Raw genomic sequence first — 12714 nt, forward strand, 5'->3', positions numbered from 1 at the left:
TAAGATTCTTGTTGTTATGATTCCCCAGCCTAAGACCGGCCCGAGAACCGCGACAATCCAATGTCTGCCGAACCCAACCTAAGTTTGCCCTGGCCTGGCGCCAACCCGCTGCCGGACGCCTTCTTCAACCGCGACGCCCTCACTGTTGCCCGCCAACTGCTGGGCAAGGTGATTCGCCACCGGGTCGGCGACCTGTGGCTGTCCGCGCGGATCATCGAGACCGAGGCCTATTACCTGGCCGAAAAAGGCAGCCACGCCTCGCTGGGCTATACCGAGAAGCGCAAGGCGCTGTTCCTCGATGGCGGGCACATCTATATGTATTACGCCCGTGGCGGCGACTCGCTGAACTTCAGCGCCGGCGGCCCGGGCAATGCGGTGCTGATCAAGTCCGGCCACCCCTGGCTGGACTGCATTTCCGGCGATGCCGCACTGGCCTGCATGCGCCAGCTCAACCCCGCCGCGGACGGCAGCGAGCGCGCACTGGGCAAGCTGTGCGCCGGCCAGACCCTGCTTTGCCGCTCGCTGGGCCTGAAGGTGCCGGACTGGGACGCCCAGCGTTTCGACCCGCAGCGGCTGTTCGTCGACGACCTCGACGAGACGCCCTCGCAAATCATCCAGGCCGCGCGCCTGGGCATTCCCCACGGCCGCGACGAACACCTGCCATACCGTTTCGTCGACGCCGCCTTCGCTCCCTTCTGCACACGCAACCCCATGCGCCGCGGACAGGTCGAAGGACATGACTACCACCTGCTAGGACCTCAGGACGACTCCATCCGATGATCGATCTCGCCGCCTTCAACACCTGGATGGCCACCCACCCGCAATGGCTCGCCCTGGTCCTGTTCCTGGTCGCCTTCCTCGAATGCGCCGCCATCATCGGTATCCTCCTGCCGGGCGTCGTGATGCTCTTCGCCATTGCCGTGCTCGCCGGCAGCGGTGCCCTCGGGCTCGGTGAAACCCTGGCGCTCGCATTCTTCGGCGGGCTGCTGGGCGATCTCTGCTCGTACTGGATCGGCCGCCACTTCCACCAGGACATACGCCGCCTGCCGGTGCTTCGCCATCATCCGGAATGGATCGCCAGCGCCGAGGGCTTCTTCCACCGCTACGGCGTCGCCAGCCTGCTGGTGGGCCGTTTCATCGGTGCGCTGCGGCCCTTCCTGCCCATGGTTGCCGGCATGCTGGACATGCCCTTCGGCCGCTTCCTCGGCGTTTCTGTCATCGCCGCCGCCGGCTGGTCCGTCGCTTACCTGGTGCCGGGTTGGGCCACGGGCGCGGCGATGCGCCTGCCATTGCCGGAAGGCTTCTGGCCCGAGGCCGGCGTCGTGGCCGCCTGTATCGCCGTGGTCTTTGCGCTGATCATTCACGCTGAGCTGCGCAAGGAGCGCAACGCCCCGCTGATCGGCGCCCTTGGCTGCTTCACCCTGCTGGCCGCCATGCTGATCGGCTGGCCCTACCTGGACGCCCTCGACAAGGGCCTGATGGCGCTGGTGCAGGAACACCGCCAAGCCTGGCTGGACGACGTGATGGTGGCCGTCACCCGGGTCGGCGACTTCCGCACCCAGTTCATCGCCGGCGCGCTGCTGGCGGTACTGCTGGCTGCACTGCGACTGTGGCGCCACGCGCTCTTCGCCGCCGGCACCATGGTCGGCACCGCGCTGCTCAACACCACCCTCAAGCACCTGTTCAGCCGCGCACGGCCGGAAGTGATCGCCGACCCGCTGTCTGCCTTCAGCATGCCCAGCGGGCACAGCTCGGCGTCCTTCGCATTCTTTTTGGTACTCGGCGTGCTGGCCAGCCGGGAGAAATCCCCGCGCGTGCGCCTGACCTGGATGCTGCTGGCGGTGATCCCCGCCGCGACCATCGCGCTGTCGCGGGTCTACCTGGGGGCGCACTGGCCCAGCGATATCGTGGCCGGCGCCCTGCTCGGCGCTTCGGTGTGCGCTGCCAGCCTGTGGATGAGCCAGCGCCGCATCGAGCTGCCGGCCCTCGCGCCACGCATCTGGTGGAGCCTGCTGCCCACGGCGATGGTGCTGCTGGCAGTGGCCAGCGCCTGGGGCCTGTCGGCGGCGATCCACCGCTACACGCCGCTCTGACTCAAGCCCAGGGGCGCTTGCGCATCAGTTCGGCGCAGCGCAACTGGACGAACTCGCGCAACTGGGTCACCGCCCGGCTGAGCTGGGCGCGGTGGGTGCAGAACAGGTTCATCGGCGTGGCCTCACCCAGGTAGTCCGCCAGCGCCACTTCCAGCCGGCCGGCGCGCACGTCGGCCGCCACGTCCAGCCAGGACTTGTAGACCAGTCCCTGCCCGGACACGGCCCAGCGCCGCACCACATCGGCATCGTCGCAGAGGCGATCGCCGCGCACCGTCACTTCGTGCTGCTTGCGGCTATCACTGAAACGCCAGCGCTCGTGGGCGCGCCCGCCCAGCATGTACAGCAGGCAGTTGTGTTTCTGCAGCTCGTCCGGGTGCGCCGGCTTGCCATGGCGGGCGAAGTAGTCCGGAGCGCCACAGAGCACCCGGCGGTTATCCGGGGCCAGCGGCAGCGCCACCAGGTTCGAATCGCCCGGCAGGCCGAGGCGGAAGGCGACGTCCACCGGCTGCCGGTAGAGGTCGGCCTGGCGGTCGCTGATCAGCAGGCGCAGGTTCATCCGCGGGTGCAGCATCTGGAACTCGTCGAGCCAGGGCAGCAGCACGTTGCGACCGAAATCCGAAGGCGCCGAAACCTGGAAGTTGCCGGCAATCTCGCTCTTGCCGCCGGCCAGCAGCTGGCGGCCGTCGTCCAGGCTCTGCAGTGCGGCACGGGCGTGGGCCAGATACAGCTCGCCCTCGGCAGTCAGGCGCAGGCTGCGGGTAGAGCGGGCGAACAGGCGCACATCCAGCTCGCTTTCCAGGCGCTTGAGCGCCGCGCTGGCCACCGCCGGCGACAGTTCCAGCTCGCGGGCGGCGGCGGAGAGGCTGCCGCGCTCGGCGGTGCGGACGAAAATCTGCAGGTCGTCGAAACGCAGCATTTTCAAAAATCCTTTGAAAGAGACTCTCTACTTACGCGGTTTTTCTTCACGGCGAAAGAGAGCAGCATGCCTTCACGTTCAATGCACCTGCCCCACCAATCTGGAGATACCCGGATGAGCCTGACCCTGATCGCCATCATTCGCGCCAAGCCCGGCCGCGCCGACAGCCTGCAGGAGCGCCTGCACGGCATGCTCGCACCATCCCGTGCCGAGGCCGGCTGTCTGCAGTACGACCTGCACCGCGATATCAAGGACGCCGAGCTGATCTACATGATCGAGCAGTGGCGCGACGAGGAAGCTCTGGCCGAGCACGAGGCCAGCCCGCACTTCCAGGCCTTCGTGAAGGCCGCCGAACCCGACCTCGCGGAACTCGACATCCGCCTGATGAACCGCATCGACTGATCGTTCAAAACGAATAGGAATCCCCATGAAAGCCATCGGCTACACCCAGAGCCTGCCCAGCAGCGACGCCCATTCCCTGCTTGACATCCAGCTGCCCGACCCCACGCCCGGCCCGCGCGACCTGCTGGTGGAAGTGCGCGCCATTTCCGTCAACCCGGTGGACACCAAGGTGCGCCAGCGCGCCCAGCCTGCCGAAGGCCAGTACAAGGTGCTCGGCTGGGATGCTGCCGGCGTGGTCCGCGCGGTGGGCAGCGAAGTCAGCCTGTTCAAGCCGGGCGACAAGGTCTGGTATGCCGGCGACCTGACCCGCCCCGGCAGCAACGCTGAACTGCAGCTGGTGGACGAGCGTATCGTCGGCGCCATGCCAAGCAGCCTGGACTTCGCTCACGCCGCCGCGCTGCCGCTGACTACCATTACCGCGTGGGAGCTGCTGTTCGACCGTCTGCAGGTCGCCGAGGGCAATGCGAGCAAAGGCCAGAGCCTGCTGATCGTCGGCGCCGCCGGCGGCGTTGGCTCGATCCTCACCCAGCTGGCGCGCCAGCTCACCGGCATGACCGTGATCGGCACCGCCTCGCGCCCGGAAACCCAACAATGGGTGCGCGACCTCGGCGCGCACCATGTGATCGATCACCGCAAGCCGCTCAGTGAAGAGCTCAAGCGCATCGGCGTCGGCGAAGTCACCCACGTGGCCAGCCTGAACCAGACCGAGCAGCATCTGCCTGAAATCGTCGCCAGCCTGCGCCCGCAGGGCCGCCTGGCGCTGATCGACGACCCCGAGAGCCTTGACGTGCGCCTGCTCAAGCAGAAGAGCCTGTCGCTGCACTGGGAGTTCATGTACACCCGCTCGATGTTCCAGACCGACGACATGATCGAGCAGCACAAGCTGCTGCAGCGCGTGGCCGGGTTGATCGACAGCGGCGTGCTGAAGACCACACTGGGCGAGCACTTCGGCAGGATCGACGCCGCCAACCTGCGTCGCGCCCATGCGCTGCTGGAAAGCAACACGGCCAAGGGCAAGATCGTGCTGGAAGGCTTCTGATCGCCTTCAAACCCGCCCTACGAAGCCATTGAGCGCAGCTGTTCGCGAGCAAGAGCTCGGCGCTTCCTCGGTCCTACGGAAAGCCGCTCCGGTGCGTCCGGCAACCTGTAGGAGCGAGCTTGCTCGCGAACCCTGGCCAACTCAGTCGCTGGTCCTGGCGCCGGCCAGCATCCGGCAAAGCTTTTCGGTGGCGTCGAGCATCGCGAAGCTCGGCTTCTCCAGGTTGCGGTCCGGCACCACCCTGAGCTGCTTGAGACGGGTGGCGCTGAGTTGCTGCATACCGGTCCAGCTGCGCAGCTGCTCTTCGCTGGCGGCCAGAATCACCTGTGGATCGCGCGCCAGCACCGACTCCAGACCAACCTGCGGCGCCGCCAGATCGAGGTCGGCGAACAGGTTGCGCCCCCCGCACACCGCCAGCGCCTCGCTGATGATCTGCCGGCCACCGACGGTATAGAGCGGGCGGTCCCACACCTGATAGAACACCTTGAGCGGCGGCTCGCGGTGGTACTGGGCCCGCAGCTGCGCCAAGCGCGCATCGAAGGCTTCCGCCAGCTCACGCCCCTGCTCCGCCCGCCCCAAGTGCTCGCCCAACTCGCGGAACTGCCGGGAGATATCCTCAAGACGGTGCGGATCGGCCACATAGACCGGGATACCTGCGGACTTCAGGCGTTGCAGCTGCGCTTCGGGCACGGCGCCGGGCCAGACCAGCAGCAGGTCGGGCTGCAGGGCGAGAATCCGTTCGAGGTTGACCTGGCCGTAGCGACCGACGGACGGCAGGCCTTGCAGCGCCTGCGGACGCGGGCCGCCATCGAGCAGGCCGGCCAGCCGGTCGGCGGCGCCCAGTTCGAGGACCATGTCGGTGAGCGAGGGCGCCAGGCTGACCACCCGCTCCGCTGCCGCGGCGGGCAGGCCGGCGAGCAGCAGGAGCAGGCAAAGAAAGCGGCGCATCAGGCCAGTTGGCGCGGCAGGCGGTACAACCAGAGAATGACCAGGCTGGCGAAGCCCAGCAGCAACACGGGCACGCCGTGCAGGTCGACCAGCACCGCCAGGGCGCCAATCCAGGCCGGCAGGCTGCCGACCAGTGCACCACGGCGCTGCGCGGCGCCCAGCGCCTGCCAGGCAGCGGGCTCATCCGCGCCGTCGCGGGCCTTGCCCGCGGCAATCAACGCATGCTTGTAGCGGCGGAACAGCGGCAGGGTGAGGAACATCGACAGCAACCCGACGACAAACACCGGCGTGGCCAGCGATTCGGGCCAGGGCGCCTCCCCCACCAGCGCCAGCATCAGGTGTTGCGGCGCCAGCGCGAGCGCCAGCAGCAACCACCAGAGCAGGTTCAGCCGGCGCCGGGCAGCGGCGCGGTTCACGAAGCGGATGCCTCGGCCTCGGCTTCGCCCTGGTGCATGTTGCCCAGCATATGGCCCAGCTTGCCTGCCTTGGTCTGCAGGTAGCGCCTGTTGTGCGGGTTCAGGCCCTTGTGCAGCGGCACGCGCTCGGCAACGGTCAGGCCGTAGCCTTCCAGCGCCTTCACCTTGCGCGGATTGTTGGTCATCAGCCGCAGCGAGCAGACGCCCAGGTGCTGGAGCATCGGCAGGCACATGGCGTAGTCACGCTGGTCGGCGCCAAAGCCCAGGGCCAGGTTGGCTTCCACGGTATCGGCGCCTTCGTCCTGCAGGGCGTAGGCGCGGATCTTGTTAAGGAGGCCGATGCCACGGCCTTCCTGACGCAGGTACAGCAGGACGCCGCGGCCTTCCTTGGCGATGGCCGACAATGCGCCCTCGAGCTGGAATCCGCAGTCGCAGCGCAAGCTGAACAGCGCGTCGCCCGTGAGGCATTCGGAATGCAGACGCCCCAGCGCCGGCTGGCCGTCGTCGAGCTTGCCCATGGTCAGGGCGACGTGTTCCTTGCCGGTTTCCTCGTCGAGGAAGCCATGCATGGTGAATTCGCCGAAGGGGGTGGGCAGCTTGGAGGCGGCGACGAAAACGACAGACACCGGAAACTCCTGAAAGATTTGTCTAAGGAAGGAGGACCGGCATTGTAACAGCAGCGCCGGCCGCACCGTCATTGCGAATTCTGCAAGATAAGCATCGATGCTTTTGATAGAAGCCGCGCGATCAGTGCTTAGCCTGGATGTACATCATGCCCTGGTCTTCCCGCCAGCCGACGCGGTTGAGATAGCTCATGCCCAGCAGGATGTCGGTGGGGAAGTCGCCTTCGAGCACCACGGCCTCGACGCCCAGCACCTCGACCCCGCCCAGCTTCACGCTGTTGAGCGTGACCCGCCAGCCCTTGGCGGTGCCGCTGGCGGTGGAAGCCATCATCGGCGTGCCGCTGGCGCGGTAATCGATGCCCAGGCGACGGGCCTGGCCTTCGTTCATGGCGACCGAGGTGGCGCCGGTATCCACCAGGAACTGCGCGTTCTGGTTGTTGATGGTGCCGGCCACCCAGTAATGACCGCCAGTGCCACGGGCGATGCCCATCTCGGTACGGGCCGAGGGGGCGGCATAGCCGGCTCCGCTGTACTCGCGGCTCAGCTCATAAGTCTGCTCGACGCCACCGACGCGCAGCACCGCCTTGTGGCTGTCGGCGCTGACCACCTGCACGCCTTCGGGGCCGGTCTGGCCGACCTTCACCAGCTTGCGCTGGCCGTCGATATTGAGCACCGCGGCCCCCGGGAACAGGCCTACCACCCGGATCTGGGGCGCCGCCACTGCAGCGACGGAACACAGAGACAGGCAGATCAGGGCGGACAGGCGCATGGCGATCACTCCTTGGGCGGCAACAGAGGTTTCAGCGGGGCGTAGGGCCAATTCCAGCGAGCGAAGATACGCTCCAGCTCGCCGCTGCGATACAGAGCCTGCATGCGTGAATCATAGAGCTTCGCCAGCGCCCGCCCACGTTCGTTGTTGGCGAAGCCAAGATACAGAGGAATCGAGCCGACATCGGTGATGCGGTACTCGCTGGCGTCGACGCCCGGGGCCTGGATCATCTCTTCCAGCTCAGGCCGCGCATCGATGAAGTAGTCGATACGGTGGCCATCGAGCATCGGCAACGCCGAGCTGCGCCGCTGCAGTTCGTTGCGCTGTTTGAGAGGGTCCAGGTAGCGGTCGAAGGCATAGCCGCGCATCCATGCCAGGCGGTAGCGATCCAGCGTGGCGAGCGAGGGTTCGGGAGAAGTCTTCAGGCCCAGTGCGCCGATGGGGTCGACGTCATACGGCCAGTGCGGATAGAGGATTTGTTCGATTTCGTTGCGGTAGGAGCCGACCCAGGCATCCGCCTCGCCGCGCTGCACCAGCCCGACCGAACGCACATAGGGCTCGCTGCGCAGGTTCAGGCGCACACCCTCGGGCTCGTAGATGGCCCGCAGCAGATCCCAGGCCAGGCCACGACCATCGGCCTGGGTGTAGTTGACCCAGACTTCGCTGACCACGCGGATTTCCCTGGGAGCCCGGGCATACGCTTCGGCAGTCGTGTCGGCAGCCAGGGCCGACGGCAGGGAAGTCGCCGGCAGCCAGCACAGGCACAAAAGCAGGCACAGCAGTGGGCGCATCGATCTTCCTCAGATCAGCCAGTGAGCCCAACCCCATGTCAGGCCTTGCATGACCAGCCAGGCAAAGACGCCGGCCAGCACATCGTCCAGCATGATGCCGACGCCACCGTGGACGTTGCGGTCGATCCAGCTGATCGGCCAGGGCTTGGCAATGTCGACGATGCGGAACACCACGAAACCGACCACAAGCCACCACCATCCCTCCGGCACCAGCCAGAGGGTGATCCACATGCCGACCATCTCGTCCCAGACGATGCCCTCGTGATCGTGTACACGCAGGTCATCGGCGACCTTGCCGCAAAGCCAGAAGCCGAACAGCATGGTGACGCCCAGCATCAGCCAGTAGCCCCAGTCCGGCAGCATCTGCCAGAGCGGAATGAAGGGTAGCGCAACCAGCGAACCCCAGGTGCCCGGCGCCTTGGGCAGGGTACCCGAGCCGAAGCCGAAGGCCAGGAAGTGCCAGGGATTGCTCCACACCGAATGGGGTACGGGTTGGGCCGGGGCCTGGTTGGGGTGTTCTGTCACGGTCACTCCATGAAATGCAGGTAGCCGCCCTGACGCGGCGTGATGTCGGCGCCGGCAGCATCGAGCACGCGGACGCCGGAACCGGCTTCCACCCTACCGACCACACACAATGCCGGCCAGTTCGCGGAAAGTGCCGGCAGGTGCTCGGGCGGCAGGGTGAAGGCCAGCACGTAGTCATCGCCAGCGCCCAGTTTGAGCTGCAACGCGCGCTGGGGCCCCAGCAGGGCTTCCAGCTCCGGGCTGGAGGGCAGTCTGTCGGCCTCGATGACGAGCGCCACGCCCGAAGCGCGGGCGATGTGTCCGCAGTCGGCAAGCAGCCCGTCGGAAATATCCAGCGCCGCCGTGGCCTTGCCACGCAGCGCCTGCCCGAAGTCCAGCTGCGGCTGCGGCGACCAGTAGCGCGCCAGCAGCGGCTCGGCGACGAACGGTTCGGCAGTCATCTCGCCCAACACCAGCGGCAACGCCCCGCCTGCCTCGCCCAACGGCCCGCCGACACAGAGCAGGTCGCCCGGCCGCGCACCGGCGCGAGTCAGCGCCTGTCCGGCGGGCACCCCGCCGAATACGGTGACGGTCATCGCCAGCGGCCCACGGGTGGTGTCGCCGCCGATCAGCGCCAGCGTGCATTCCTGCGCCTTCTGGTTCAAACCACGGGCGAAACCTTCCAGCCAGGCCGGGTCGGCCTCGGGCAGGGTCAGGGCAAGGGTGAAGCCGATGGGCGATGCGCCCATGGCCGCCAGGTCGCTGGCAGACACCGCCAGGGCACGCTGGCCGAGCAGGAAGGGGTCGCAGACGGTAGGGAAATGCACACCGACGACGAGCGTGTCGGTGGAAATCGCCAGCTGTTCACCGGCCTTGGGCGCGAGGAGCGCGCAGTCGTCGCCGATCCCCAAGGCCACTGCCTCGCCGCCGGCCGCACAGGCGGCCGAGGCGAAGTAGCGACGGATCAGCTCGAACTCACCCATGCCTCAGCGCTTGGCGCCACGCAGTTCGGCGGCGCGCAGGCGCGGAGCGAGCTTGTCCAGCACGCCGTTGACGAACTTGTGTCCGTCGGTGGCGCCGAAGGTCTTGGCCAGCTCGATGCCTTCGTTGATGACGACCTTGTACGGCACGTCCAGGCGGTTACGCAGCTCGTAGGTGGCCAGGCGCAGGATGGCCAGCTCCACCGGGTCGATCTCTTCCAGCGCGCGGTCCAGGCAAGGGGTGAATTCCTCGTCCAGGTCGGTCTTCAGGCGCGGCACGCCGTGCAGGATCTCGTGGAAGTAGGCGCCATCGACATCGCTGAAATCGTTGTCGGTACGGAAGGTCGCCTCGATCTCATTGAGCGGCTGGCCAGCCATCTGCCAGGAATACAGGGCCTGCACCGCGAGGCTGCGGGCCTTGCGACGCATGGCGATCTTGTTCGGCTTGGCAGGCTTTGCGGGCTTGTTGTCCGGAGTGTTGCCGTCCTGGGTGCTCACTTGGCCTCCAGCTGCGACAGCAGGCTCACCATTTCCAGGGCGGACAGGGCAGCCTCGGCGCCTTTGTTGCCGGCCTTGGTGCCGGAGCGCTCGATGGCTTGTTCGATGGAGTCGACCGTCAGCACGCCGAAGGCGACCGGCACGCCGAACTGCAGGGAAACCTGCGCCAGACCCTTGGTGCATTCACCAGCTACGTACTCGAAGTGCGGGGTGCCGCCGCGGATCACCGCGCCGAGGGCAATGATGGCGTCGAACTCGCCGCGCTGGGCAACTTTCTGCGCCACCAGCGGGATTTCGAAGGCGCCCGGAGCGCGGATCACGGTGATGTCGCTCTGGGCGACGCCGTGGCGCACCAGCGCATCGATGGCGCCTTCCACCAGGCTTTCCACCACGAAGCTGTTGAAGCGGCCAACCACCAGGGCGAAGCGGCCTTTGGGGGCGATGAAGGTACCTTCGATGGTCTTCAGGGTCATGGGCAAGTCTCACTGTTAAAGAGCCGGAGCGTCAGCGTGACGCTCCGCAAATAGGGTAGAAGAACGGCACCGCCGTGCCAGGGCACGGCGGCGAGGTTCATTCAGCGGGCAGGTATTCTACAACTTCCAGGTCGAAACCGGATATCGCGTTGAAGCGCATCGGCGCCGACATCAGGCGCATCTTGCGAACCCCCAGGTCGCGCAGGATCTGCGAACCGGCACCCACGGTGCTGTAGGTGGTGGTCGGTTTCTGCACCGGCGCCGCGGTGTTGGTGATTTCGCGGACATGCGCCAGCAGATCGTCGCCGCCGACCTGGTGACCCAGCAGCAGCACCACGCCGCTGCCGGCCTCGGCCACCTTGGCCATGGCCGCGCGCAGGCTCCAGCGGCCCGCCTGGTTGACCATCAGCAGGTCGCGCAGCGGGTCGGGGTTGTGCACGCGCACCAGGGTCGGCTCTTCCGGGCAGACCTTGCCCAGGGTCAGCGCCAGGTGCACGTCGCCTTCCACGGAGTCGCGGTAGGTGATCAGCTTGAACTGGCCAAGCTCCGTATCCAGTGGCTGCTCGGCGAGGCGCTCGACGGTGCGCTCGTGGATCAGGCGGTAGTGGATCAGGTCGGCGATGGTGCCGATCTTGATGTCGTGCTGCTTGGCGAACTCTTCCAGTTCCGGGCGGCGGGCCATGGTGCCGTCGTCGTTCATGATCTCGCAGATCACCCCGGACGGCTCGAAGCCGGCCATGCGCGCCAGGTCGCAGGCCGCTTCGGTGTGACCGGCGCGAGCCAGCACGCCGCCGGGCTGCGACATCAGCGGGAAGATGTGGCCGGGGCTGACGATGTCGGCGGCGACGGCGTTCTTCGCCGCAGCGGCCTGCACGGTGCGGGCGCGGTCAGCGGCAGAGATGCCGGTGGTGACGCCTTCGGCGGCCTCGATGGAAACGGTGAACTTGGTGCCGAAGCCGGAACCGTTGCGCTGCACCATCAGCGGGAGCCCCAGGCGCTCGCAGCGCTCGCGGGTCATCGGCATGCAGATCAGGCCACGGGCGAAGCGGGCCATGAAGTTGATGTCTTCGGTGCGGACACACTCGGAGGCGATGATCAGGTCGCCTTCGTTCTCGCGGTCCTCGTCATCCATGAGGATGACCATCTTGCCCTGACGCATGTCGTCGAGCAGTTCTTCAATGCTGTTGAGTGCCATACGGGGAAGAGCCTTATCAGTGTTTCATGAAGCCGTTTTCGGCCAGGAATGCTTCGGTGATGCCGCCAGCGCCGGCTGCGGGGTCCGCTGCCTTGTCGCCGAGCAGCAGGCGCTCCAGGTAGCGCGCCAGCAGGTCGACTTCGAGGTTGACCAGGCGACCACCGCGGTAGTCGGCCATGATGGTCTCCTGCACGGTGTGCGGGACGATGGTCAGCTCGAATTCGGCGCCGTTGACCGCGTTCACCGTCAGGCTGGTGCCGTCCACGGTGATCGAGCCCTTGAGCGCGATGTACTTGGCCAGTTCGCGCGGCGCGCGCACGGTGAACTGGATGGCGCGGGCGTTTTCCTCGCGCTTGACGATCTCGCCGACGCCGTCGACGTGGCCGCTGACCAGGTGGCCGCCCAGGCGGGTAGTCGGGGTCAGGGCCTTTTCCAGGTTCACCCGACTGCCGATCTTGAGCTGCGCGAAGGCGGTGCGGGCCAGCGTCTCGCGGCTGACGTCGGCCCAGAAGCCGTCGCCGGGCAGCTCCACCGCCGTCAGGCAGATGCCGTTGACCGCGATGCTGTCGCCGAGCTTGACGTCGGCAAGGTCGAGCTTGCCGGTCTTCACGTACAGGCGCACGTCACCGCCTTTGGGGGTGATGGATGCGATGGTGCCGATGGATTCGATTATGCCGGTGAACATGAGGCCTCCCGCACGACGAAGGCCGCTGGCCGGCAAGGCCGCGTAGCCAACTGGGAAAGATGATGCATGTGGCGAACTCCTGTTTTGGTTAAAAAACAGGGCGTATCGATCGAAGGGATTTCACGGGCGCGCGCAGGCACGCCCCGATGGCTCATCCCGTTCTCTCTTCATCCGGACTATGACCGTCGGCCCCGGAATCACACCGGGTCTGCTGACCCTGGCCATCCGGCGAACCGGTCTGGACAGGCGCTCGCGGGCTAGACGCATTGCGCGTCATTACCGCCGGTGGGGACTTGCACCCCGCCCTGAGAACGACAATCGCGGCCGTTACAGCATCGACCGCGTGTGGCGTTTTACCACAGGCCGGCGCAACTCGGAAGCT

At 66.8% G+C, this 12714-nt stretch carries 16 protein-coding genes and 1 riboswitch; of the genes, 4 read left to right on the top strand and 12 right to left on the bottom strand.

Annotated elements, in window-relative coordinates; all coding sequences use genetic code 11:
* The first annotated feature begins 60 nt into the window (after positions 1-60).
* Positions 61-780: a DNA-3-methyladenine glycosylase gene (locus tag MJ122_RS18020; protein WP_239745076.1), complete on the top strand. Its 720-nt coding sequence runs from the start codon at positions 61-63 to the stop codon at positions 778-780.
* Positions 777-2093 (top strand): bifunctional DedA family/phosphatase PAP2 family protein, encoded by a 1317-nt coding sequence (locus MJ122_RS18025; protein WP_239745077.1) that lies wholly within the window; start codon positions 777-779, stop codon positions 2091-2093. Before MJ122_RS18020 ends, MJ122_RS18025 begins: the two co-directional genes overlap by 4 nt.
* Position 2094: 1 nt before the next feature.
* Here MJ122_RS18025 and MJ122_RS18030 read toward each other — a convergent pair whose 3' ends face one another.
* Positions 2095-3009, bottom strand: coding sequence for a LysR family transcriptional regulator (locus MJ122_RS18030; RefSeq protein ID WP_239745078.1), 915 nt, complete (start codon positions 3007-3009; stop codon positions 2095-2097).
* A gap of 114 nt (positions 3010-3123) precedes the next feature.
* Here MJ122_RS18030 and MJ122_RS18035 point away from each other — a divergent pair, with 114 nt between their 5' ends.
* A complete protein-coding gene (locus tag MJ122_RS18035; RefSeq protein WP_017521835.1) occupies positions 3124-3411 on the top strand; it encodes a putative quinol monooxygenase in 288 nt (95 codons plus the stop codon).
* Between the two features lie 25 nt (positions 3412-3436).
* Positions 3437-4450, top strand: a complete 1014-nt coding sequence (locus tag MJ122_RS18040) for a zinc-binding alcohol dehydrogenase family protein (protein ID WP_088421590.1) — start codon at positions 3437-3439, stop codon at positions 4448-4450.
* A gap of 141 nt (positions 4451-4591) precedes the next feature.
* Here the strand turns inward: MJ122_RS18040 and MJ122_RS18045 are convergent, their stop codons facing one another.
* From MJ122_RS18045 to MJ122_RS18095, 11 genes are all read right to left on the bottom strand, one after another.
* Positions 4592-5398 carry a cobalamin-binding protein gene (locus MJ122_RS18045; RefSeq protein WP_239745079.1) on the bottom strand — a complete coding sequence of 269 codons (807 nt, stop codon included), beginning with the start codon at positions 5396-5398 and terminating at the stop codon, positions 4592-4594.
* Positions 5398-5814 carry an MFS transporter gene (locus MJ122_RS18050; protein WP_239745080.1) on the bottom strand — a complete coding sequence of 139 codons (417 nt, stop codon included), beginning with the start codon at positions 5812-5814 and terminating at the stop codon, positions 5398-5400. The genes MJ122_RS18045 and MJ122_RS18050 overlap by 1 nt, the downstream gene beginning before the upstream one ends.
* Positions 5811-6440 carry a GTP cyclohydrolase II gene (ribA, locus tag MJ122_RS18055; protein WP_088421593.1) on the bottom strand — a complete coding sequence of 210 codons (630 nt, stop codon included), beginning with the start codon at positions 6438-6440 and terminating at the stop codon, positions 5811-5813. Before ribA ends, MJ122_RS18050 begins: the two co-directional genes overlap by 4 nt.
* A 121-nt stretch (positions 6441-6561) precedes the next feature.
* Positions 6562-7206: a TIGR02281 family clan AA aspartic protease gene (locus tag MJ122_RS18060; RefSeq protein ID WP_239745082.1), complete on the bottom strand. Its 645-nt coding sequence runs from the start codon at positions 7204-7206 to the stop codon at positions 6562-6564.
* 5 nt (positions 7207-7211) lie between these two features.
* Entirely contained in the window at positions 7212-7997 is a 786-nt protein-coding gene (locus MJ122_RS18065) for a transporter substrate-binding domain-containing protein (protein ID WP_239745084.1), read from the bottom strand.
* 9 nt (positions 7998-8006) lie between these two features.
* The gene (locus MJ122_RS18070; protein ID WP_088421596.1) at positions 8007-8522 is read right to left on the bottom strand and encodes a phosphatidylglycerophosphatase A; all 516 of its coding nucleotides are present in this window, start codon (positions 8520-8522) and stop codon (positions 8007-8009) included.
* A gap of 2 nt (positions 8523-8524) precedes the next feature.
* A complete protein-coding gene (gene thiL, locus MJ122_RS18075; protein ID WP_239745085.1) occupies positions 8525-9484 on the bottom strand; it encodes a thiamine-phosphate kinase in 960 nt (319 codons plus the stop codon).
* 3 nt (positions 9485-9487) lie between these two features.
* Positions 9488-9910, bottom strand: a complete 423-nt coding sequence (nusB, locus tag MJ122_RS18080; RefSeq protein ID WP_205346008.1) for a transcription antitermination factor NusB — start codon at positions 9908-9910, stop codon at positions 9488-9490.
* Between the two features lie 65 nt (positions 9911-9975).
* Complete coding sequence (ribE, locus tag MJ122_RS18085; protein ID WP_015475395.1) at positions 9976-10452, bottom strand: 6,7-dimethyl-8-ribityllumazine synthase; 477 nt, start codon at positions 10450-10452, stop codon at positions 9976-9978.
* A gap of 97 nt (positions 10453-10549) precedes the next feature.
* Positions 10550-11647, bottom strand: a complete 1098-nt coding sequence (gene ribBA / locus MJ122_RS18090) for a bifunctional 3,4-dihydroxy-2-butanone-4-phosphate synthase/GTP cyclohydrolase II (RefSeq protein ID WP_088421599.1) — start codon at positions 11645-11647, stop codon at positions 10550-10552.
* A 16-nt stretch (positions 11648-11663) separates the two neighbouring features.
* Entirely contained in the window at positions 11664-12332 is a 669-nt protein-coding gene (locus tag MJ122_RS18095) for a riboflavin synthase (RefSeq protein WP_081517123.1), read from the bottom strand.
* A gap of 154 nt (positions 12333-12486) precedes the next feature.
* Positions 12487-12649, bottom strand: a riboswitch (FMN riboswitch).
* Between the last annotated feature and the right edge of the window lie 65 nt (positions 12650-12714).

The sequence above is a fragment of the Pseudomonas sp. DP-17 genome, assembly GCF_022380625.1.
Lineage (GTDB): Bacteria > Pseudomonadota > Gammaproteobacteria > Pseudomonadales > Pseudomonadaceae > Pseudomonas > Pseudomonas nitroreducens_A.